The sequence below is a fragment of the Acinetobacter sp. L-24 genome (genome assembly GCF_056857555.1).
This window is the reverse complement of the sequence record NZ_JBSXNI010000026.1, coordinates 56,590-79,971: the sequence shown is the minus strand read 5'-3', so window position 1 is coordinate 79,971 and position 23,382 is coordinate 56,590. Positions and strand designations below refer to the sequence as shown.

Genomic DNA, 23,382 nt, shown 5'->3' with positions numbered 1-23,382 from the left:
ACGCATTTAATTAGATGGTGATTGGCAAGCATGTTCTGCTACATGGTGATGGTGACAATGCGCTTCTTCTGCATGATGAGAGTGATTAGTTTCAGGTCCATGATCTTTTCGAATACAACAGCCTTCCACATACTGGCTGCTACCATCCAGATAAAACTCTTCTTTCCAGACCGGAACCTCATGCTTCACCCGTTCCACAGCTTCCTCACAGGCAGCGAAGGCCTCACGACGATGGGCCGCATAAGCCATAGCAATAATGGCTGTTTCCCCAACCTCCAGCTCACCAATACGGTGCACTACCCGCACATAAGACACCTGGTATTTGATCTGGATCTGCTGTTCAATTTCACGAATCATTTTTTCAGCCACAGGCGCATAGGCGGTATATTTCAGGGCACGCACAGCTTTCACCTGATGATGGTTACGTACTGTTCCGACAAAGATGCCGATTCCACCACATTCCGGAAAATGCTGAATACCATCAAAATCCTCCAGCTTAAAAGCAGTCTGCTGGATTCGGGCAAATTGTTTTAATGGTTTGAGTTGCATCTCAGCCTCCTGCTACCGGCGATAACAGCACCAGCGTACTGTCCCGATTTAAAACGTTCTGTCTGGAAATAATGTCTTCACCGATTGCACATGCACAACGTTCCAGCATGGTCTGTATATCAGGATAAATGGATAGCAACTGGTTCAGGACTTCAGAAACATGAATTTCAGACTCGCATTGCAAATTTAAATCTGCTGGAAGTTGTCGTTCAATCGCACCGAAGGCTTCTATTTTGATATGAATTAATTTTTGCTGAGTGAGAGACATATTTATCCTCCAATGCTGTGCATGCTGATTTTGCGGATCGGCTTTTGTATTGGTGTTTGCTGGATCGCATGGAAGCCGGCTTCCTTATGCCAGATATAAGCGTGGAGCTTGTGCTGAAATGTCTGTGTGGCGAAATGATCCAGCGCCAGTTGTTCGATATCTGCCTTAAGGTTCAGGCCTTGTCTGGCAAATAAACAGTTATAAAATTCACCTTGGGCATTGAGGCGCAGGCGGTCACAATCACCGCAAAATGAATGGGTAATGGTAGAAATAATCCCCAAAGGCTGCCCATTGACCAGATAGCCACGGGCTGGATTGGCGCCCTGTCCTTGAGATACCTGGACATCAAATTCAGTTTTCAGTTGATCCAGGATATCCTGCTCACTGATGACATCAGACGGATTCCATTTCTGATCGCCATCGAGGGGCATAAACTCAATAAAACGCAGTTCTATAGCCTGATGCTGTGCCCATTTCACCAAAGGAATAATCTGATTGTCATTGATGCCTTTGATGAGCACACTATTGATCTTGACGGTCAAACCTGCCTGCTGTGCGGCAGAAATACCTTGAAGTACAGGCTGTAACTGTTTTTGGGTCAGTTGCTGAAACTGCTTTGGATCAAGACTGTCTAGACTGATATTCAGATCGTCCAGTCCTGCCTGTTTAAGCGCTTGAGCATAATCTTTTAAATAATGGCCATTACTGGTCATGGAAATACGTTTCAGGCCAAAGGCTTTCAATGTCTGCAAGCGAGCAATAAAATGAACAATACCTTGACGCATCAACGGTTCGCCACCCGTCACCCGGATCTGCTCAATCCCGTGTCGCACCATAAACTCGCAAAAAGCATACAGGGCTTCAAAACTGAGCAAATCTTTTTTATTTATCCATTGCGGATGTTCAGGCATGCAATAGCTGCATTTGAAATTACAACGGTCAGTCACCGAGATCCGCAACTTACGTTTCTGGCGTCCAAACTGATCCTGAAAGATACTGCGAGGTGCTAAAGCTGTCATGCTGTTCATTGCTGCGGTCCATGATGAGATCTGCACGGTTATTTAACAGTCTTGATTTACTACCCTATTTCTTCACAATGAATGAGCAATAAGTGTTCCAACTTTGCACAAATTTATGTTTAATGAATATTAATGGGTAATATTTGTTCTTTTTTAGTCCAAAATTTCGCTCGAAAAATAAAAAAAGCAATATTTTGGTGAACCAGAATATGATAATTCGACTTTTAGCATTTTAAACGCTAGAGAAAGTTAAGCTGTTGATGCTGCTGTAGCTCGTCAAATGAATTAATACTGTGAAAAAACAGGGCACGATTTTTAAAGCTTGCCCGCTGCATGTGCATGTCAGCAAAACAGAGTTTTAAACTGTGCTGATCATTTTCAAGATGTTGTATAAGAGTGGGTAAGCTGCTGCGTTTCATCAGACAGAATGGAAACAATGCCTTTTCATTGATTTCAACTACCGCCACTTCAGATAAAGGATGTCGTTGCAAGGCCTGATGTAAACGTGAAATGACCTTTTTGGGGATATAGGTCACATCACAGGGTACGAACAGCACATAATCAGATTGTACATGTGACCAGGCACTCTTCATGCCCATCAATGGTCCCTGAAAACCGGGTTCATCGTCCTGATAAAAGTCGATCGAAGGAATCATCCGTTTATAAATGGAATGATCCCGATGACTATTGACCCAAACTTTGCTTGCCCGGGACTTCAACTGCTGATGGATTTTAATGAGCTGGATTTCATCATCAAATTTGTGCAGCAATTTATTGATGCCATTCATGCGCCGCGCTAAACCTCCGGCCAGGATCACCACATCAGTTTCCGGATAAGACACCGTCTTCATCACTCTTCTTTTCATTCTATGTACTCCGTCTGGCAGGCTTTAATCAGGCCTCTAATTTCTGGCAAACATGAACCACAATTTCCTCCGGCTTTTAGACATGCAGTTACCTGTTTTTCATGCGTGATATTTTTATCTTTAATGGTTTGAATAATTCGGTTCTTACCGACCTTAAAACAGCTACAGACTAATGGCCCTTCACTATTTCCCATCGACATGGCCTGACCTGCCAGCAATGCTTTACGATGTAATGCACTCAGACGTTCACGTCTAAACAGGCCTGCCACCCAGTCACGATCTGGCAATAGTGCCGCCGGTGCGATATAAAAACTGGCAATTAACTGGCCATCCTGAAGCACCACACTATGACTGATATGCGCCGTTTGATCTTCGAGATTCAGCCATTCAAAGCTTTCATCATCAAAGGCTAACAGGCTCTTGATCTGCCCGGTGATATCAGAAAAACGGCGCCGGTCTGCCAGTTCATACCGGATGGCCTGAGTGGTTTGAGTTTTGCTCCACCACACCGTATTTTTAATCATGGTCTGGATTTTCTGCTCAAAGCCTTCCCGTACATACAGCACGCCCTGCCACTGGGTATAAAATGGCTGGATCATCACCGGAGTATGCTTAAATTCTGGCTCGCCGGAAATCGGGTCAACCACCGGATTCACCACTTTGCCAATCCGCGCATCGGATGCAAACTGGTCGTTCCAGTGAATCGGTGCAAAAATCTGGCCACGTCGTATATTTTGTGAAAATTGCACACGGAGTACACAACTTCCCCAAGCGGATTTCACCTCGACCAGCTCGGCATCTTTCAGGCCATACTTCAGTGCATCTTGCGGATGCAGCTCGCAATAAGGCTCGGCACGATGCTGGGACAAACTGGCAGATAATCCGGTACGGCTCATGGTGTGCCATTGATCGCGAATGCGTCCGGTATTCAGGATCAGAGGATATTCAGCAGAAATAGCATGTACCGGATCGGCTGCAACTGTTGGCACCAATCTGGCTTTGCCATCTGCATGGCTAAACTGGCCTTGACTAAATAGTTGATCAACCTGATAAACTTCTTGCTTATCCCAGACTGGCCACTGAATCGGTGTTAGATTCTGATATTCAGCAAAACCGAGATGAGTTAAACCTTGCAGGTTGAAATAGCGAAAATTCGGTGTATCTTCACGTTGCGAAAGCGAACTATTCTGATAGGCAGATAAACGGGCATGTTCCAGAAAAATGTCATGACTGTTGTTAAAGTCAAAACCGCGAAAACCTAAGACCTGAGCCACCCGGGAAATGGCCCACCAGTCTGCTTTAGCTTCACCCGGAGCCGGCAAAAAGGCCTTTTGCCGGGAAATACGGCGCTCCGAATTGGTGACTGTGCCATCTTTTTCGCCCCAACCCAGTGCCGGTAACAGTACATCGGCATATTGCGTGGTATCGGTGTTGAGACAAATATCGGAGACCACCACAAATTCACACTTCTCCAGAGCGCGTTTAACCTGATCTGCATCGGGCAAACTCACGATCGGATTGGTGGCCATAATCCAGATGGCTTTGATTTTCCCGCTTTCCACCGCTTGAAATAAATCGACTGCTTTTAATCCGGGCTGCCGCGCGATGACCGGGCTTTGCCAGAAATCCTGCACCAGTTGCTGATGTTGCGGATTATCCAAATCCAGATGACTGGCCAGCATATTGGCCAGCCCACCGACTTCCCGTCCGCCCATCGCATTCGGCTGTCCGGTCATGGAAAAAGGTGCTGAACCGGGTTTGCCTATTTTTCCTGTTAATAAATGACAGTTGATAATGCTATTGGCCTTGTCTACGCCTTGAGAGGATTGGTTTACACCCATGGAAAACAGGCTCATGATTTTATCAGTCTGGGCAAATTTCTCAAAAAATAAGGTTAATTTTTCAATAGCAATACCAGTACGCTTTGCCACGCTTTCAAGTGATGACTCTGTCAAACTGCTGGCAAGTGCCTGCTCCAGACCTTGAGTATGTTGGGTAACAAAATCCAGATCAGCATGGCCATGTTGCTGAAGATACTGCAACAAGCCATTAAACAGCGCGACATCCTGACCTGGTAAAATCGGCAAGTGTAAATCTGCCGCTTCACAGGTTGCAGTAAAGCGTGGATCAATCACTACCACAAATAAATCCCGCTCTTCTTTAGCTTGCATGATGCGCTGATAAAGCACCGGATGGCACCAGGCGGTATTGGATCCGACCAGAACCACCATTTCTGTCTGCTCAAAATCTGTATAGCTGGCCGGTACCAGATCTTCGCCAAAAGCCCGTTTATGCGCTGCCACAGCAGATGACATGCACAGTCTTGAATTGGTATCAATATTGGCAGTACCGAGATAGCCTTTTACAAACTTGTTCACCACATAATAGTCTTCAGTTAAAAGCTGGCCAGAGACATAAAAGGCGATGCTGTCGCGCCCATACTGATCAATACATTGCTGAAATTTATTGGCAATACTTGAAATGGCATGATCCCAAGTGCTTATTTGTCGCTGTTCTTTTCGACCAGTCATCGGATGCAGAAGTCGGGTTTTTAGACTAAGTGTATCGGCGAGATGACTGCCTTTAATACACAACTTGCCCAAGTTCGCAGGATGCTGAACATCGCCTTCAACCTGAACCTTTTCACCCATCGGGGTTTGGCTTACGTGCGCGATGACGCCACAGCCTACTCCACAATAAGGACAGGTCGTCTGAGTAGTTTTTATTTGGGATTCAGTAGAGCTATCTAGTTCCATAACCGGAATACTATTCATTGCTGCTGTGCTCCTTAATCATCCAAATTCACGTGTTTCACCAAATCTCTGATATCTAGTTTTTACAGGTTTGATTTAAATATTTTCTATATCTCAAAAGTTTTAATCCTCCCCAACCCTCCTTTAGCAAAGGAGGGAGGTTCCCCTCTTTTTCAAAGAGGGTTTGGAGGAGGTTTATCCGATTACCCTGCCTTTTTTAATGCAAAATCCCGACCAAAAAGCAGTTTGCTGCGGATATTACTAATCGGTGTCTGGTCTGCAATCAGTTCTGCATACCAAGCCCCATCTTCGGTATCGCCAAATAGCACAGCACCAATGACCTTGTCCTGTTGAATGATGATCCGTTTATAAATCTGACGCTTCTCATCATTCAGCACGATATCTTCAAAATCATCCTGAGGTTCAAAATTTCCGGCCGAAAAGACATCACATCCGCTAACCTTGAGTTGGGTCGGAACAGTCGGTGCCTTAAAGGTCAGTCGGCCATGTTCAGCCAAATGCGTCGCACAGATAAAGGCCTGTCCCCATAATGGCTCAACCAGTCCAAAGGTCTGGCCACGATGCTCAATACATTCCCCCACTGCATAAATACTCGGGTCATAGGTCTGCATAGTGTCATTCACCAGTACTCCGCGATTGCAGCGTAAGCCAGCCTGTTCAGCCAGGGTTTTATTGGGTCGAATCCCGACAGCAAAGACCACCAAATCGGCATCCAGCATTGTCCCGTCTTTTAGCCGCAGTTGAGTCACGTGACCATCCATACCGAGCAGCTCTTCGGTGTTGGCTTCGGTGATGATCCGGATACCTTTATCTTCAATTGATTTTTTCAGCATTTGACTGGCTTTCATATCCAGCTGACGATCCATAATACGGTCCATCAGGTGCAGCACAGTCACATTCATCCCCTGCTGCTTCAGTCCATAAGCTGCTTCTAGACCCAGCAACCCACCTCCAATCACGACGGTGTTTTGCCTGGTTTTGCAGTAATCCAGCATGCGGTTAACATCCTGAATATCCCGGAAGCTAATTACGCCTTCAAGTTCAGCACCCGGAATTGGCGGTACGAAAGGTTTGGAACCGGTCGCGAGGATCAGACGATCATAAGCAACTATCTCACCTTTTTCGGTATGAACCTGCTTACGTGAACGGTCGATAGCGGTAGCAGCATCTCCAGCAATGAATCGAATGCCTTTTTCAGCATACCAGTCGGCTGAATGCAGCATAATTTCGGCAAAGCTTTTCTCACCAGACAATACCGGTGACAACATGATCCGGTTGTAATTGCCCCATGGCTCTTCCCCAATCACGGTAATGTCATAACGATCTGGCGCCATATCCAGCAAGTCTTCCAGACAACGCATACCCGCCAGTCCATTCCCGACCAGTACCAGTTTTAAGCGCTCTGTGTTTTGACCATTACTGGAAATATAAGTTTTTTGTGGAGTCGGACTCACCAGAACTTTGCCATTTTCAATTCGGGTTGGAAATACCAGTAATTTCTGCTCTTGTTCTTCCAGACAACGACCGGTCACCAGACTGAAATGCTGCTTGTAAATTGGGGATGCGACTACACGCTCACCTTGCAGATCACCCAGAATGCCACGTGCCATGACATTGGCCAGACTAAACGGATCCTGATTGCTGAGTGCATAAACCCGCTGTTCCTGACCCACGCGAAAAATTGCAATCTGCTGATCTTCAATCAGGGCTGCCACACCGGTATTCGGAGTGATCTCATCCAGATTGCAGACTTCGTACCAGTTCAGTTCGTTCATGTCTTTTAAAATTGTCATTTTCATTCTCCCTGACTGTGGTATTTAGGCTTCAACCACTGGAATACGGTTTAAATCACGTTCAGCTTCTGTCTTTGGACGAATCTGGCCACGTACAGGCGCAAACTGAATATGCGGGTCATTCTGCTCGGCTACTTTGGCATTAATAAAAGTCTTAAAGCGTTTGCGCACTTCAGGATCTTCAATCGCGCTGCGCCATTCATCCTGATAAGTGCCAATCACATGCTGCATACGACTTTCCAGTTCAGCAGCAATACCCAGTGAATCATGCACAATGACATCTTTCAGATAGTCCAGCCCGCCTTCCATATTGTCACGCCACACGCTGGTACGTTGCAGACGGTCTGCCGTCTGGATATAGAACATAAAAAAGCGGTCGATATATTTGATCAGTGTGGAAGTATCCAGATCCGAGGCGAGCAGTTCAGCATGGCGTGGTTTCATACCGCCATTACCGCATACATATAGATTCCAGCCTTTCTCCGTGGCAATGACACCGACATCCTTGCTCTGTGCTTCTGCACATTCACGGGTACAGCCGGATACTGCCATTTTGGTTTTATGGGGTGAACGCAGGCCTTTATAACGATTCTCCAGGAAAATCGCCAAGCCGACAGAATCATCGACTCCAAAACGGCACCAGGTACTACCCACACAAGATTTCACCGTACGTAAGGATTTGCCGTAAGCATGTCCGGACTCGAAACCGGCATTGATCAGTTTTTCCCAAATTTCAGGCAGTTGATGTACCTGCGCACCAAACATGTCAATTCGTTGTCCGCCCGTGATTTTAGTATATAGACCATAATCTTTGGCGATCTGACCGATGGTAATCAGACCATCTGGAGTAATCTCGCCGCCTGCCACACGTGGCACAATCGAATAGGAACCATCTTTCTGGATATTGCCGAGGTAGTAGTCGTTACTATCCTGCAAACCGGCATGACTTGGTTTCAGAACAAAATCATTCCAGCAGGATGCCAGAATATTGGCTACAGTCGGTTTGCAGATATCACAGCCCATGCCGTGCCCATGTTGCTGAATCAGGTCAGAGAATGTCTTGATCTCATGCACACGAACCAGGTGATACAGTTCCTGACGTGAATAGGCAAAGTGTTCACACAGGTGATTGTTCACCGTGACACCCTGACGCTGTAATTCAGATTTGAGAACCTGCGTTACCAGTGGCGCACAGCCACCGCACGCTGTTGCAGCCTGCGTGCATTTTTTCAATGCACCCAATGAAGTTGCACCGCCATCAATGGCTGAACAGATATCAGCTTTAGAAACGTTATTACATGAACAGATGGTCGCACTGTCAGGCAATAAATCGATGCCACTGCCACCTGATTTGGAGGTTGACTGATCAAAGCCCGGCATGATCAGGCTTTCCGGTTGCTCCGGTACAGCCAGACCATTCAGCATCATTTGCAGGAGATCACTATATTCTTTGGCACAGCCCACCAGCACCGCGCCCAGCAGCCTGGTCTTATCTGCTGACACCACGATTTTTTTATAAACCTGCGCGGCTTCATCAGCATAGAAATAGCTCAAAGCACCTGGGGACATGGCATGTGCATCACCAATAGAAGCAACATCCACGCCCATCAGTTTGAGCTTGGTACTCATGTCCGCACCAGCGAATGCATGACTTTCTTGGCCTAGGACATGTTTTGCCGCGATCCGCGCCATGTCATAGCCTGGTGCAACCAGACCATAAATTTTATTGTCCCAAAGTGCACATTCACCAATGGCATAAATGTCCGGATGTGAGGTCTGGCAATAATCATTAATGATGATGCCGCCACGCTCACCAATCAGTAAACCACTTTGGCGCGCCAGTTCATCACGCGGACGAATGCCGGCCGAGAACAGGATGATATCGGTTTCAAGCACCGAACCATCTCCGAACTTCATTACATGCTGAGTGCTGTCACCATCTTCAATACTTGACGTGGCCTTTTGAGTATGTACCTTGACACCAAGGTCTTCAATTTTAGAGCGCAGTACCCGGCCGCCCAGATCATCAATCTGCACCGCCATCAGACGCGGAGCAAATTCTACGACATGGGTTTCCAGATTCAGATCTCGCAGGGCTTTCGCTGCTTCCAGCCCTAGCAAGCCGCCGCCAATCACTACGCCAGTTTTGGCATTCAGACTGGCTGCACGAATGGCATCCAGATCTTCAATGGTACGATAAACAAAGCAATTCTGACGGTCATTGCCCGGGATTGGTGGCACAAAGGCATAAGAACCGGTAGCGAGAATCAACTTGTCAAAACTCAGCACATCACCCTGGCTGGTGGTGACGGTTTTATGGAGCTGATCAATTTCAACCGCTTTAGTATTAAGTCGCAAATCAATGCCATAAGCATCGGCAAAATCACTACGACACAGACTCAGATCCTTGACCGACTTGCCGCTGAAATATTCGGTCAAATGTACCCGGTCATAAGCTAAATGTGGCTCTTCTGCCAAAATGGTCAGCTCAATGTCATCACCGGCCTGTTCCAGTACAGATTCGATGAATTTATGCCCCACCATGCCATGCCCAATCATGAGAATTTTCATATCTGCACTCCAACTATTGTTTTTTTAAAGATGATAAAAAGCCGCATATCACGTCTAGGCATTGATATGTCTGCTGATTGAATATGTTGTAAATACCGCAACCCAGCGCTTTGTAATGCTGGAGGAAGGGTTGAAACGCTTGTGCGTTTTGTATTGCTGAACAACTGACCATGTCATTTATCCTGTGCTGAACGAAATACCAATCACACTCCTTGAAAGTGCAATTACGATCAGAACGGACATCGTTGGCCGTTGTTAGTATTGAAAGTCATCTTTGACGATTTAATAAATGCAGAAATCGTGCCAACTTTTCCAATAAGAAAACGCCTTATTTCAGGCAGATGATCCACCTAAACGCTTCATTTTGATCAGCCATCAGCTGAAATCCCTAAAGCTATGCACTAAATTGAACAGAAAAATAGAATTTTATGCACCAATTTAATGGCATGTTTTTTGCTTTACTCCTGCTTGAATATTCCTTAGGCCTTACTTGAAAATATTCCATGTCCAAATTACGAATTGCTCTTATTGATGATGATCTGGAGCGCGCCCAATTCATCCAGGAATCCTTACTTTCACATGATTTTCAGGTGGTGGCCTGTTTAATCCTGAATGACCTGAATATGGTACATGTTAAGGGTATTCATGCAGATGTGATCCTGCTGAATATGGATCATCCGCATCGGGATATTATTGAAAGCTGTGTCAGCCAATATGAACTTCCGACCGTGCTGTTTACCCAGAACTCCAATAAAGACACCATCAAAAGTGCGATTGATGCCGGAATCACGGCTTATATTGTCGATGGTATTGATCCCACCAAACTAGAAAGCATTCTGGAAATTTCAATTGAACAGTTTCGCAAGCATAAAAAGCTGCTGAATGATTTAAAAGAAACCCAGGACAAACTGATTGACCGTAAAGATATCGATAAAGCCAAAGCGTTGCTCATCCAGCTGCATGCATTAACGGAAGAGCAAGCTTTTGCTTTATTGCGTAAAAATGCCATGAGTCACCGGATTACCATTGGTGAAATGGCCAGACGCTTACTGGATGCACAGAAGCTGTTATTGGGCCAATAAGGAAAAGCATATGTCCACATTAGAAAAAACTGAACTCAATATTGGCTATATTCCTTTACTTGATTGTGTTGCCATTCTCTGGGCCGAAAAACAGGGGTATTTTGCTGAGCAAGGATTAACCATCAATTTAATCCATGAAGCCTCCTGGTCTAGTTTGCGTGACCGTCTGGCCTATGGCTTTCTGGATGCTGCACATTGCTTGTCTGCCATGCTGCCCGCTGCCGCCCTGGGTACAGACCAGTTACAGGTGGCTTTGCAAACCCCTCTAGTACTGAGCGTGAATCAGGCTTTTATTAGCCTGCGCCAGGATTTGTGCTATGAACTCGGCATCCAGCCTGGGGATGATGAACAGAATACCTCAAAGAAACTGGTACAGGCTTTACAACAGAATCATTCCATCAATCTGGCCTATGTGTATAAATATTCGATTCACCATTACTGTTTAAAAGAATGGCTGGCGCTGACTGATCCACAACTGGCCAAGAATATCCAGCTGATGACCTCTCCACCGCCTTCCATGGTAAAAGGAATCGCGGAACAGGTATTCGATGGCTTTTGCGTGGGAGAACCCTGGAATATTCAGGCCAAACTTGAAGGCTATAGTTTTATCGTCGCGGCAAGCCAGAATGTCATTCCAAAAGTTGCCGATAAAGTCTTGGCCATGACCCAGGAATGGGCAGAACAGCATCCATTTACCGTAGAGGCAGTGGTCAAGGCAGTACAAAAAGCGCAGGATGATTTAAAGCAGCGCCCTGATCTTTCCGAAGTCTGGGATATGTTAGTCGATTATCAGATTATTCAGTTTGAATGTTCCGCCCAGCGGCATGTCTATGACTTTTACAAGATCAAGAATATTATCCGGAATTTTGTTGGGAAAAGTGCCCAACCGAAAGTCGATGATTTTATCTGGCTTCTGCAGCAGATGCAGAAATGGGAAGATATTGAAATGACCGTAGCCGAGAAAAAACAGATTGCAGAACAGTGCATCTATAGTTTGCAAAGCCAGCATGCAGACATTATTGGCTAAATGATGTTACTGAAAAAAGAGGCCTGATTTTTCAGGTCTTTTTCATTGAGTCTATTTTCCAGAAAATGATTAAAAAATCTCTGCATTCTGATCTAACTTCTTGAATATGATTAAGAGTTGTCTGCTAATTTTTGCTATAAAAATAAGTCCTTTTTAAAGTCATTTCAGGATTTGGGATGAAATGGCATCCATTTTGCTTAATCAGTATTACGTTTTATAAAAATTGTAATATTGAGGGGCAACACTATGAGTTACGTTGCGCGTGAACTCAGTCAAAGAAATAAGTTACTGTTTGGCTTGGGGTCGTTTTTAATACCAATTCTGATCTGGTGTGCAGTCAGTTATTTGCCATTTATCTGGCATCCACAAGTCCAAATTACGGATTCAGGTAGTGTTGCCTATTTACAGGTCGAGAGTCGTATTGATAAAAACCAGTTTTTTTCTGCTGCGCAGTCTGCAGTAGATCAGGGTCTGGCTCCGCCGCAAGGTATTCTGGTCAACCCAATTTATCTACCTGCACCACATGAAGTTGCGATTGCACTGATCACAGCTTTTACCACGGAGCCTACCCAAGCCAATGCACCCTGGTTTCATGAAAACCTGTGGCACAGTATCAAACTGGTCTTTACCGCGTTCTTTATTTCTTCCTTGGTTGGTATTCCACTCGGTATTTTATGCGGATTTTCAAATAAAATTTCCCAGCTGACCGAACCCTTTGTTGAGTTTTTCCGCTATTTACCTGCTCCCGCCTTTGGTGCACTGGCAGTGGCAATTCTCGGAATTAATGATGCACCCAAAATTGCCATTATTGTGATAGGAACCCTGTTCCAGCAAATCCTGATCATTGCCAATACCACACGTCTGGTGGATCGCAGCCTGATTGAAGCCGGTTTTACCTTGGGCACCAATAAACTGAAAAGCCTGTTGCATGTGGTGATTCCAGCGGCCCTGCCTGAAATTTACCGCACTCTGCGTGTGCTGCTGGGTTGGGCATGGACATACCTGATCGTAGCAGAATTGATCGGCAGCACCTCCGGAATTACCTGGTTCATTACCCAGCAAGCCCGCTATCAGAACTTTGATAATGTCTTTGCCGCGATCCTGATCATTGGGGTGATTGGTCTGCTGTGTGATGTGATTTTAATGAAACTGGGACAACGCTTATTTAAATGGAAACCGGGAGCTAACTGATGCAAAACACTGAATTTAATACCCGCGAATACTTTGACAAGATTTATAGCCGTCCGGTGATTCTGGAAGCGAAGCAACTGACACAAAAATTCAGTCATGGCAAAACTGAACGTACGGTTTTAAATGCTCTAGATTTGAAAATTCATAAGCGTGAGTTCATCTGTGTGATTGGGCCTTCCGGTTGCGGCAAGTCAACCTTTAGCCGTGTAGTGGCCGGTCTGGATCCTTATAGCAGTGGTGAGATTCTGATGGATGGCCAGCCAATTACCGGCCCAAGTCCGGAGCGTGGCATGGTGTTTCAGGGCTATACCCTGTTTCCATGGAAAACCGTCAAGGAAAATGTCATGTTTGGTCCGCGCATGAAAGGCCAAAGTAGTGCAGCGGCAGAAGCACAGGCACGTGAATGGATCAATATCATTGGTCTGGAAAAGTATGAAAACCAGTATCCGCATGAGTTGTCTGGCGGGATGAAACAGCGTGTCGCGATTGCCCGAGCTTTGGTCAATGAACCGAAAATCCTGTTGATGGATGAACCCTTTGGGGCACTTGATCCACATACGCGGCAAAAAATGCAGCGTCACCTGATGGACCTATGGCAAAACATTGATATCACCATTATTTTTGTGACCCACGATATGGATGAAGCCATTTTACTGGCCGACCGTATTGTGGCGCTGAAAGCCAATCCGGGTGAAATCAAAGAAATTATCGAAGTTGATCTACCTCGTCCACGCCATCCAGACGTCATGCTTAGTCCTGAATTTAAACAGTTAAGACAACGTGTCGATTATCTGGTGCATGCTGAAGAAGATGAACTGGATCCGGCACTGGCAGAACTGCCGGTCATTCCGCGTATGACCAAGGTCAGCAGCAATAAATAATCTTATCCAAAATGCCTTTGGGACGACCCGAAGGTTTTAATCGCTGTGTTGGACGACCAACATTAGAGGTGATTATCATGCAAGCGCAATATGTACTCCCACTGGTTGATATTTCAAAATTACAAAGTCCGGATTTAGCCGATCGTATTGAAGTTGCTCATGCTCTGGATCATGCCTGTAAAGAAGTCGGATTTCTTTATCTGCAAGGTAGCCAGTTTAATTCTGATTACGCCAAAGCCCTGATTGAAATGGCCCAGTCCTATTTTTCTCAGGATCTGGACACCAAAATGCAGCACTATATTGGCAAATCAAAAAACCATAGTGGCTATGTGCCGATTGGCGAAGAACAGTTTGCCGGCAACAGTTATGATTTAAAAGAAGCCTATGATGTCAATTATGATTATCAGGGGGTAAGAAAAGACTGTCCTTTACTTGGGCCCACCTTATGGCCAGACCATCCGGATTTCAAGTCTATTGTCAGCCAATACTATAGTCATCTGCGTGAGATCAGCCGGCAGATTTTTTCTGCCTTTGCACTGGCGTTGGGCGTTCGTGAGGACTTTTTTGAAAGCAAAATTACTGATGCACCAAGTCAGCTACGCTTGATTCATTATCCCTATAATCCGGAAGTGCAAGATGCCGAAGGCATTGGCGCACATACCGATTACGAATGCTTTACCTTGCTGTTACCCACCGCACCCGGCTTACAGGTTTTGAATAAAGCCGGCGAATGGATCGACATTCCACTGATTGAAAATACACTGGTGATGAATATCGGTGACATGATGGAAATTCTGTCAAATGGTAAATATCTCGCCACCAAGCACCGCGTGAAAAAAGTCTCTGAAGAACGTTATTCATTCCCTCTGTTTTGCGCCTGCAATTATGACACCGTGATTGAACCGGTTATTCACACTGAAAACTCCAAATATTCTGCCCTGATCGGGGGCGAACATCTGTTTAATCAGACCGCCCAGACCTTTCAATATTTAAAACAGCGCGTTGCTAGCGGTGAACTGATCTTAAAAAATGCTGTACCACTTTCCTCTTTTGGACTTGAAGAACAGACGGAGACAGCATCATGAATCTGTTTGAAGTAATTAAAACTTTAAAGCCCACTACCCCTCAGCCAGAGATTATTCCGGGCTTTTTATATGGGGCATTTCGGCGTAAAAGCATCAGTTTTTATAATGGCCTAACTGATGAAAATACCATTGTGTACTGGTTTCAGTCGCACAGTTTTACCATTGATCTTCGTCTAAAAAGCCAGACGGGAACTGCTGTTCAGGAACGCCAAGGCTGGATTGGCAATACGTTTTGGGATAACGCTAGCCAACTCTTGTCCTGGGACGTGAAAGACTACGCCAATTACCAGAATCATGTGCAATGGCCGGAACCAGCCAGGTTGCATGCGATTGGCAACTGCATTCTGGAATTTTCTCCAAGTAATGTGTATGTCGAAGACTGGCGCCAGCAGGTACAGCACGGTTTATTTGTAGGGCTGCGGCTTCAGTCTGCGCTTGATGTTCAATCTGGTCAGGAACTGAAAATGGATGGTGGCCTGATTATTTGTGCTGATCATATTGCCTATGCTCTGACGCGTTTGCCTGAAGTGCAAAGTGCAGTAGCTCAAATGGACTTGAAAGCTGTCGATCCGACCGTGTTTGCCTTGGTGGAAAGTTTTGAGGTTTCTATCGGGACTGATGGTCAAGCTAAAACTTACAGCACCCGCAGCAGTGAGACAGGCAAACTCTTTAACCTGGAAAATTTTGAAGTTCTCAATGGAAGCAGTCTGGTTCAGCATGTCATTTTAGATGGTCGCGACATTGACCTGATTTTTGAGCTGGATATATACCAGCCAGATTACCAATTTCAATATACAACCCCCACGACTACACAAGCTGAAATCTGGCTGAAGTCAGAACAGGATCACCTGATGCAACATGCAGAACGGGTGTTATAGGGAGAAATATGTCTTTTTTATATCTTTCGATTGCCATTATTGCAGAAGTCATTGCGACTTCTGCATTGAAAGCTTCCAATGGTTTTAGCGTGCTCTGGCCTTCACTTGCCACCATTGCCGGTTATGCCGTTGCCCTGTTTTTCCTGTCACTGACCATGAAAACCATTCCGATGGGCATTGCCTATGCAATCTGGTCCGGTGCCGGCATTATCCTGATTTCAACGGTTGGTCTCTTGGTGTTTAAACAGGAACTGGATCTTCCCGCGCTGATCGGTCTGGCGTTTATGATCATTGGCATTATTTTTATCAATGTCTTTTCCAAAAGTACGCAGCTTTAATATTTTAATATTCATCTAACAATAAAAAATCCCCAATCTGGGGATTTTTTATGGGTCTAGATTATATTCCCGAATGAGGAGATATACTCTATTTGAGTTCTTGTACTAATGTAGGAACAATCACGCCATCCACATTCATTTCAGTCGTATAAATGCCGTTGGCCACATTGAACTTGTTCACATGATAGCTGGAACCATAGATCGAGTCGAAACCATCACCTTTGGTAAAGACTTTCTTGTTGGCGGCCAGATCAAGTAAATGCGTACCATCAATGAACTGCATATAGGTTTTCGCATCGACACCAACACGTTTGGCCATGATCTGTGCGGCATCTTCACGAGTCGCCGGGTCATTGATGTATTTGACGGTTTTATCCCAAACCTGAATCACCTTTTTCCATTGCTCTTTATTGGCTTCCAGATGGGCTGGATTCACGGTCAAGGTATCGTAAATTAATCCCGGCTTGTCTTTAGAGGTGAAAATAATCTTGGAACCGGCCACCGCGGATAAAGCCTGATTCGCCACTGGCTGCCATACCGCAATCGCATCAATATCGGGACTGGCAAACACCTGTGGCAATTCATTGGTCATGGTATTGACCAGTTTAACTTCATTCAGTTTAACCTTGGCATCATCCAGTGCAGTGGACAGTAACAAGTGATCAACGAGGCCTTTTTCAGTCGCGATTGTTTTACCGCGCAGATCCTGAATCGAATTAATGCCATTCTTGGCAATAATCACGTCATTTCCAGCTGAATAATCAGTTGCCATAATCATCACACCCTTGGTACCGCCAGAACCAGTGACCAGATTATCACCATTGGTGACCAGTACGGCGTCCAGCTGATTCGCTGCGAATGCAGAGAGTGAAGCAGAATAGTCAAACCATTTAAAATCGGCATTAACTCCGGCATCTTCCAGCCAGCCTTTTTCAATCGCCACCTGCCAGGCCACAAATCCCGGCCAGTCACTATAACCAATCCGGATGGGCTGAGTAGTCACACCTCCTTCTGCCTTGGCATTTGGTTCAGGTACTTTAGCGGTATTGTCACAGCCACTAAAAAGGATTGCAGACAGTACGGAAACGGACATCAGTGCTTTTTTGATCATTTTGCGACTTCCCCTATGCATTCACATTTAAATTTGGTATTTGAAAGTTGTTTAGATTTCATAAATTCGCGCCAGCCACCGAAATGACTAATATCTGTTGCATCCTCAAGTGCATAGCCTTCACAGATAAAGCCTTTGACCCAAGTGCCATCAATCAGCTGGACATTGCCGATCCCCAAAGGTGCCGGAACTTCTGCAACAATGTCTCCGAACAGTGCACGCGGAATGTCCCAGACCTCTACTTCAATTGAAGAACCTTTCGCGTTGTATTGCAGGCCAGGTTTTGGCGGTGTCGTATTTTTTAAAGCATAGAGTTTGTAATGCGAAGCAGTCCGGGTCTGCTTGATCAGGGTGCCACTGCGTGTGGTCAGCTGAAAGTTCAGCGGCATTCTACTTAGATGTGCACCGACGACAGCCAGTTTGACGCTGTGATCCGATGAGATTTCAGTTGTTTTTTCATAGCTAAGTTCAGAGGTGCCTAGCTTTAACTGGCTCGATTGCTGCCATTTTTGCCCGAATTTGGCCAGTGCTTCATCCATCCAGGCTGGCGCAATAAAGGTCACACCCGTTGGAAGACCATCAGCACGAATGCTATTTGGTAATGCCAAAGCCGACAGGTCGGCAAAATTGACAAAATTGGTATAAGCGCCCATGTGGCTGTTTTTTACCAGAGGATCGGCTTCTACTTCTGCAATGCGATAAATGGTGGGTGCAGTAGGCACCATCAAGGCATCATAATCTGCCAGTGTATTTTGAATAACACGGCTCAGGTGGGCACGTTCATATTCATCCTGCATGACATCGACCGCATTGAACCGGTCTGCCTGCGCAATAATCTGGCCAATGACCGGATGGGTCTGCTCGCGTTGCACCATTTTTTCCACGGCACTGGTACGTTCAGCCACCCAAGAGCGGTTATACAAGGCCGCTGCCAGTTGTTGAAATGGAGCAAAATCAATCGGCTCAACCGTATAACCCAAGCTTTGTACACGTGCGATCGCCAGCTGGAATGCTTTTTCAGTTTCAGCATCGCCATAAAATTCCAGTGTATCTGGAATGGCAATTTTCCCTTTTGAAAATTGGCTCGGTACATTTTGAGGATGTACTCGGGAATAATCATCGCTGGCATCATAGCCCTGCATGACTTGCGCTACCTGCCAGGCATTATCCACCGTTAATGCAAAAATCGAAATCACATCGATGGTGCGGCAAGCCGGAATCAGGCCGGTAGTCGAGAACCAGCCTTTGGTCGGTTTGAGTCCAACAATGTTATTATGCCCTGCCGGTACACGTCCTGAACCTGCAGTATCTGTACCCAGTGAAAATGGCACTAATCCATTGGCTACCACTACACTGGAACCTGAACTCGAACCACCACTGATATATTCAGGATTAAAGCTGTTCTTCACGGCGCCGTATGGGGAACGCACACCGACCAGACCCGTCGCAAACTGATCTAGATTGGTTTTACCCACGACAATCGCGCCGGCAGCTTTTAATTTGGCTACTGCTGTTGCATCGGAAGTCGCCAGATAAGCTGCCTCTTTACATGCTGCTGTGGTATAGAACCCTGCAACATCAATATTGTCCTTGACCGCAAATGGCACCCCATAAAGTGGCAAGCTTTCAGTATCTGCACCAGTTAATGCATCAATTTGTGCCTGTAATTGTGCTGCCGTCGCAATTGAAATCCAGGCATGATCGTCATTATTCAACCCGGCAACATACTCAATCAGGTCACTAAGCTGGATATTGTTATTCTGGTAGGCGTGTTGCCAGTCCTGTACAGTCCATAAGTTGTGCACAGCTGTTCTCCTTAAGTGTGTTCGGTATTTTGTGGAATAGGTGGCATGACGGCATCCATCAGTTCGAGATGGCCTTTAATCACGCCTTTCAGTGCAATAAATTGTTCGCTAATTTCTTTCAGATCACTGCTCGCGCCCTGCATCAGCATGACTTGCAGGATTTTTTCATCATCCAGCTGGATATGAAGTGAGTTGATCACTTGCGCCAAATACTGCTGCTGCAGATCGACCAGCTGACTGCGCAGCGGTTTCAGGCTAACGTCATAGAGCAAGGTAAGCGTACCAACCATAACTTCATCTCGGATCACCAGATCATCAATCAGGTGGCGGTTAATCATGTCGACAATGGCCTGTGAACGGCTTTCATAGTGCTGCTCGACAATTTTTTGATCCATCGCATGTAGCGTGGTTTCTGGCACGGTAATACTGATCCGTGCCAATTTTTGTTTAGGCACGATGTTGATCCTTGGGTTGGTATTGGGAAGACTGTTTAATGTGAAAGCCTGCGCGTACGCTGAGCAGCTCAACCAGAAAGTGAAGCCATGGATGCATTTTTTTATTTGATGTCGGATTGTTCATGTGCATCTCCTGTGGATATTACAAAACCAGAATTTCGTATTACTTAGGAAAATGCAGAAAGCGTGCCAGTTTGTGCTTATTGGAAGGTGATAAATAAAATTGGGTAAAAAGGCGAAAAAAAGCCCCATAATAGTGAGATGGGGCTTGTTCTAAAGCAAAAGTAAGTGGAGTTTTTCATCAGTTATTCCATTTTGATGCTCATGTCCTTGCTATTCTTTTTATACATGAATGGTTAACCGATGTTTGTAATGAGTGATCAAGTGTTTTGTTCTCCTCTATTTATAGTTGTATATAAATAAAAGCATAAAGCATGCCACAATATAAAAATAGAATAGATTTAAGCAGAATGCGTGGGAAATTAATTACATACGTAAAAAGAGGAAAAACAAGAATGATTTATTTTTTAATTATGCCTAAAAAATAGGCCATTTTGCACCATTGAGGTTCGTGTGTGCATCAAAGTGCGGCTGAAAGATATTTTAGCAATGGCAAGCACTTCCAGAAAAAATTTTCACATCTTTTTATAAATGGTATCTCTACGGTCTACGTCTAGCACTAATAACACAATTTTGGCATCAATCACTTGATAGGCCAAGCGATAGCCTGCCGATCTAAGTTTGACTTTATATAAGTCAACTGAGCCACTCAGTTTGTTTTTCGGGATTTTGGGATTGTCTAAAATCGTTTCGAGCTAATGAATATAATGATTCTAAGAATAAATCGTATTTTCAATCTAGTTCAGTAAATTTATTTGCAAGCTCATATAGTTTACTTTCAATTAATTTAGCTACACCTAAGTATAAAAGAATAATACTAAAACAAGATGATAAAATTAAGGCATCTAGATCACCCTTAAAATATTTATGCGATAAGAAAAGTATAATCATAGCAACCAAAGAGCATAAAAAATATGAAACCTTTGATGATTCGGATACAGTTAGTATAGGAGAATTTAGATTCTCATATTTTTTTATTTTTTTACCTGCTTCTAATTTTATGACTATCTTATTATCAATAAAAACCAAATAATCCCTGCAAATAAAATACAAAATAAAAGCCTCCTTAATATTACTTTTTCCAAAAACGTAATTTACAAAATCCTCATTTACATCCATAGTTTTTAAGGCTAAATCTTTATCTATTATTTTTAAATTAAAATTTTCCTCATCCAAGTTATAAAAACCACTTATTTTATGAGAAAATAAAAAAATCCAAAATTTATTATTATCAACTAAAATATAAATAAAAGAGGAGATCACTAAAAAATACAAAGATATTTTCATTGATTCAAGCGTAAACATAATTATCCAGCCTTATTAAACTTTAGTTTATTATCTTCTGATTTTTTATCTTCTATGTTATCTGATATCTTATTATGACTATTAATCACTGAAACTGCTTTTACCAATTCAACACTAGTCTTTAATTGCTCTTGCACAGCATCCCCCATCTTTTGATAGCCCGTAGAGTCTAATTCCTTACCAAAATATTTTAGAGCCAATTGCTCTTTAATTTCATTTGTTTTTTGTGGGTCAAGACTGGCAACATATTGTGGAAAAGCTAAGAGTTCTAAATGTGTTTGTTCTGCTTGATCAGCAAGCCGACGATAGTGCGATGCTAGTTTAAGATAATATGTAACTAAAATACCAAAAAAAATGAAAACCATGATCTTTAGTGTTAAAAATACTTGGAAATCGATTTTTTCAAAAATAAAAGATGCAATTAAAATTAATGATATAAATAAACTTAAATATAAAGTTTGAATAAACTTTTTTTCATTCGATCTTGCTCGAATATTGTTTTTTTTGTACGCATTTAAATATACATTCTCGGTTTTTATCTGCTGTATTTTTTCCCAACCTTCTTGAATTTCGCTAAAGTATTTACTAAATTTCAGTATGTAATCTTCTCTAATTTGCTCAGCTTCACTCATAAATTCAACAAAAGCATTTCTCATACCAATTTTTTGTTCTGCTATTTCTTGAGTCAGTATACTATTTTCATTTTGATGGGAATTTAAAATTTCATCTAATTTCTTCTTATTTAAAGATAAATGTTGATCATTTTTTATATTAAATTCTTTTAATGTGTTATCTAAATTTTTAGATAATTCATTTAATTTATTATAATTTAACTCTGTTAGCTCATTTATTTTATTTTTAAAAACAAACAACTCATTTTCATATCTTTTCTCTATTGTTTTTTTAATATCTTCGATTTCAATAAAAACTTTCTTATTATTACTTTGGATTCCAAGTGTAGATCGATAGTAAGAATTAAAACTTTTTCTAAGATATTTAACTTTTCTAAGAATATTATTTGATAAAGTAACTTTCTCAATCTCATCTAAAACTTTAAAATTTTTATAATCCCTTTCAATATAATTAATCTTTTCACTTAAATCATGACAATAACCTATAGATTTATCTATATCAAAATCAACTATTTCATTTCTTTTTTTATTAAAAAATATTTCAATTTCATTAATAATTTTATGAATATCCTTTATAAAAAGAATAAATTCTTTATTTAGATTATTATAATTTTCAAATAACAATGAATTTTCACTATTTATATAATTATTAGATTCTAATAAATGAATAAATCTATTGATTTGATTTTCAATATTTAAAAGCTGTTCAATCACAATGGTGGCACATATTTTTCTTAATTTTTACATTTTCTCACATAGTTTATACATAAGTCACTACTAAAAAACAAAAAACCGTCCTCACGGACGGTCTTTTTTATTCATTTTGCATCAAGCCACTGGCGCCAAAGTAAACAACAACCTGCCCCGTTCTGACCGTTTGCCCTTTTTCAATGGTAATCACATACGCTCAGGTACGAGAGGTTATACATTAAACCCAATATGCTTACCTGTTGGTAGTTCTACATCTATACGTAACTTTCCACCCATCGCTTCAACATATTTTTTCATAGTTGAAATTTTTAAATCATTACCACGATTTTCAATTGCAGATAAAGATGGTTGTTTAATGCCTAGAGTTTCAGCCAGTTCTTTTTGGGAAATCTCAAGCTCTTCACGAATCATATGTAAATGTTGCTCAAGCAATAGCTCTTCTGCCATTTTTTGAATACGTGCTTGGCTCTCGGTTGAACGACTTGCCAAAAGTTCTTGTAATGTTTTAGCCATATCAAGAATCTCCTAAACTCTTTAAATGCAAAGTATATTGCTCATCGGCAATCGTGAGTATTTCTGTATAGAAACGCTTTTTACCGCTTTTATCACCAATACATAAAACAATCGCTTGTCGAAGTGGATCAAAAGCAAAGAATGCCCGAATCGGTTTACCACGGTGTTGCACACGTAGCTCTTTCATATTGGTATATTTAGAATCATATACCGTATCCACTAAGGGCCTACCTAAACTTGGGCCTTGTGATTGCAACACAACCAAAGCAGCTAACACTTTTTCTTGTGTCGATTCATCTTGCTGTTCAAGCCATTGGTTAAATACATCGGTGGTAATAACCGTCCACATATCCCAAACTTTTCATATAGACTATAAGCTATATCATAATAGACTGTAATCTAAATTGC

At 43.2% G+C, this 23,382-nt stretch carries 22 protein-coding genes and 2 pseudogenes; 7 read left to right on the top strand and 17 right to left on the bottom strand.

Going from position 1 to position 23,382, the window contains the following annotated elements:
* Positions 1-6: 6 nt before the first annotated feature.
* The 7 genes from AC13CK_RS02650 to nirB form a co-directional block, all read right to left on the bottom strand.
* Positions 7-549: a molybdenum cofactor biosynthesis protein MoaE gene (locus AC13CK_RS02650; RefSeq protein WP_425878454.1), complete on the bottom strand. Its 543-nt coding sequence runs from the start codon at positions 547-549 to the stop codon at positions 7-9.
* Position 550: 1 nt separating this feature from the next.
* Positions 551-817 (bottom strand): MoaD/ThiS family protein, encoded by a 267-nt coding sequence (locus tag AC13CK_RS02645; RefSeq protein ID WP_114541240.1) that lies wholly within the window; start codon positions 815-817, stop codon positions 551-553.
* A 2-nt stretch (positions 818-819) separates the two neighbouring features.
* On the bottom strand, positions 820-1,845 hold the full coding sequence (moaA, locus tag AC13CK_RS02640) for a GTP 3',8-cyclase MoaA (RefSeq protein ID WP_425878456.1): 1,026 nt from the start codon (positions 1,843-1,845) through the stop codon (positions 820-822).
* Positions 1,846-2,075: 230 nt separating this feature from the next.
* Positions 2,076-2,702 (bottom strand): molybdenum cofactor guanylyltransferase, encoded by a 627-nt coding sequence (gene mobA, locus AC13CK_RS02635; RefSeq protein WP_005266359.1) that lies wholly within the window; start codon positions 2,700-2,702, stop codon positions 2,076-2,078.
* Positions 2,699-5,476: a molybdopterin-dependent oxidoreductase gene (locus tag AC13CK_RS02630; RefSeq protein WP_482830930.1), complete on the bottom strand. Its 2,778-nt coding sequence runs from the start codon at positions 5,474-5,476 to the stop codon at positions 2,699-2,701. Before AC13CK_RS02630 ends, mobA begins: the two co-directional genes overlap by 4 nt.
* Before the next feature lie 182 nt (positions 5,477-5,658).
* Complete coding sequence (gene nirD / locus AC13CK_RS02625) at positions 5,659-7,269, bottom strand: nitrite reductase small subunit NirD (RefSeq protein WP_482830929.1); 1,611 nt, start codon at positions 7,267-7,269, stop codon at positions 5,659-5,661.
* 24 nt (positions 7,270-7,293) lie between these two features.
* A complete protein-coding gene (gene nirB / locus AC13CK_RS02620; RefSeq protein WP_482830928.1) occupies positions 7,294-9,840 on the bottom strand; it encodes a nitrite reductase large subunit NirB in 2,547 nt (848 codons plus the stop codon).
* A gap of 503 nt (positions 9,841-10,343) precedes the next feature.
* Between nirB and AC13CK_RS02615 the strand changes: the two genes are divergently transcribed.
* From AC13CK_RS02615 to AC13CK_RS02585, 7 genes are all read left to right on the top strand, one after another.
* Positions 10,344-10,922, top strand: coding sequence for an ANTAR domain-containing response regulator (locus AC13CK_RS02615; protein WP_004280362.1), 579 nt, complete (start codon positions 10,344-10,346; stop codon positions 10,920-10,922).
* A 10-nt stretch (positions 10,923-10,932) separates the two neighbouring features.
* Entirely contained in the window at positions 10,933-11,949 is a 1,017-nt protein-coding gene (locus tag AC13CK_RS02610; protein WP_247143727.1) for a CmpA/NrtA family ABC transporter substrate-binding protein, read from the top strand.
* A 246-nt stretch (positions 11,950-12,195) separates the two neighbouring features.
* Positions 12,196-13,140 carry an ABC transporter permease gene (locus AC13CK_RS02605; protein ID WP_482830927.1) on the top strand — a complete coding sequence of 315 codons (945 nt, stop codon included), beginning with the start codon at positions 12,196-12,198 and terminating at the stop codon, positions 13,138-13,140.
* Positions 13,140-14,021 (top strand): ABC transporter ATP-binding protein, encoded by an 882-nt coding sequence (locus AC13CK_RS02600; protein ID WP_482830926.1) that lies wholly within the window; start codon positions 13,140-13,142, stop codon positions 14,019-14,021. The genes AC13CK_RS02605 and AC13CK_RS02600 overlap by 1 nt, the downstream gene beginning before the upstream one ends.
* Before the next feature lie 77 nt (positions 14,022-14,098).
* A complete protein-coding gene (locus tag AC13CK_RS02595) occupies positions 14,099-15,106 on the top strand; it encodes an isopenicillin N synthase family dioxygenase (protein ID WP_425878468.1) in 1,008 nt (335 codons plus the stop codon).
* A complete protein-coding gene (locus tag AC13CK_RS02590) occupies positions 15,103-15,984 on the top strand; it encodes a hypothetical protein (RefSeq protein WP_425878470.1) in 882 nt (293 codons plus the stop codon). The genes AC13CK_RS02595 and AC13CK_RS02590 overlap by 4 nt, the downstream gene beginning before the upstream one ends.
* A gap of 8 nt (positions 15,985-15,992) precedes the next feature.
* Entirely contained in the window at positions 15,993-16,322 is a 330-nt protein-coding gene (locus AC13CK_RS02585; RefSeq protein WP_425878472.1) for a DMT family transporter, read from the top strand.
* A gap of 88 nt (positions 16,323-16,410) precedes the next feature.
* On the opposite strand, the gene AC13CK_RS02580 is transcribed toward AC13CK_RS02585, so the two are convergent.
* The 10 genes and pseudogenes from AC13CK_RS02580 to AC13CK_RS02535 all read right to left on the bottom strand — a co-directional run bounded on the left by AC13CK_RS02580 (position 16,411) and on the right by AC13CK_RS02535 (position 23,323).
* Positions 16,411-17,433: an ABC transporter substrate-binding protein gene (locus tag AC13CK_RS02580; RefSeq protein WP_482830925.1), complete on the bottom strand. Its 1,023-nt coding sequence runs from the start codon at positions 17,431-17,433 to the stop codon at positions 16,411-16,413.
* Positions 17,430-19,238, bottom strand: a complete 1,809-nt coding sequence (gene atzF / locus AC13CK_RS02575) for an allophanate hydrolase (protein ID WP_425878476.1) — start codon at positions 19,236-19,238, stop codon at positions 17,430-17,432. Before atzF ends, AC13CK_RS02580 begins: the two co-directional genes overlap by 4 nt.
* A gap of 11 nt (positions 19,239-19,249) precedes the next feature.
* Complete coding sequence (locus AC13CK_RS02570; RefSeq protein WP_004280384.1) at positions 19,250-19,693, bottom strand: CopG family ribbon-helix-helix protein; 444 nt, start codon at positions 19,691-19,693, stop codon at positions 19,250-19,252.
* On the bottom strand, positions 19,686-19,817 hold the full coding sequence (locus AC13CK_RS02565; protein WP_004647016.1) for a hypothetical protein: 132 nt from the start codon (positions 19,815-19,817) through the stop codon (positions 19,686-19,688). The genes AC13CK_RS02570 and AC13CK_RS02565 overlap by 8 nt, the downstream gene beginning before the upstream one ends.
* 511 nt (positions 19,818-20,328) lie before the next feature.
* Positions 20,329-20,508: pseudogene (locus AC13CK_RS02560) on the bottom strand (type II toxin-antitoxin system RelE family toxin); the annotation flags it as partial.
* A 37-nt stretch (positions 20,509-20,545) separates the two neighbouring features.
* Entirely contained in the window at positions 20,546-21,118 is a 573-nt protein-coding gene (locus tag AC13CK_RS02555; protein WP_416705599.1) for a hypothetical protein, read from the bottom strand.
* A 2-nt stretch (positions 21,119-21,120) separates the two neighbouring features.
* Positions 21,121-22,464: a hypothetical protein gene (locus AC13CK_RS02550; RefSeq protein ID WP_416705598.1), complete on the bottom strand. Its 1,344-nt coding sequence runs from the start codon at positions 22,462-22,464 to the stop codon at positions 21,121-21,123.
* A gap of 114 nt (positions 22,465-22,578) precedes the next feature.
* Positions 22,579-22,648 (bottom strand): annotated as a pseudogene (locus tag AC13CK_RS02545) (hypothetical protein); the annotation flags it as partial.
* A gap of 23 nt (positions 22,649-22,671) precedes the next feature.
* The gene (locus AC13CK_RS02540) at positions 22,672-22,974 is read right to left on the bottom strand and encodes a helix-turn-helix domain-containing protein (RefSeq protein WP_064096734.1); all 303 of its coding nucleotides are present in this window, start codon (positions 22,972-22,974) and stop codon (positions 22,672-22,674) included.
* A 1-nt stretch (position 22,975) separates the two neighbouring features.
* A complete protein-coding gene (locus tag AC13CK_RS02535) occupies positions 22,976-23,323 on the bottom strand; it encodes a type II toxin-antitoxin system RelE/ParE family toxin (RefSeq protein ID WP_416705597.1) in 348 nt (115 codons plus the stop codon).
* Positions 23,324-23,382: the final 59 nt, after the last annotated feature.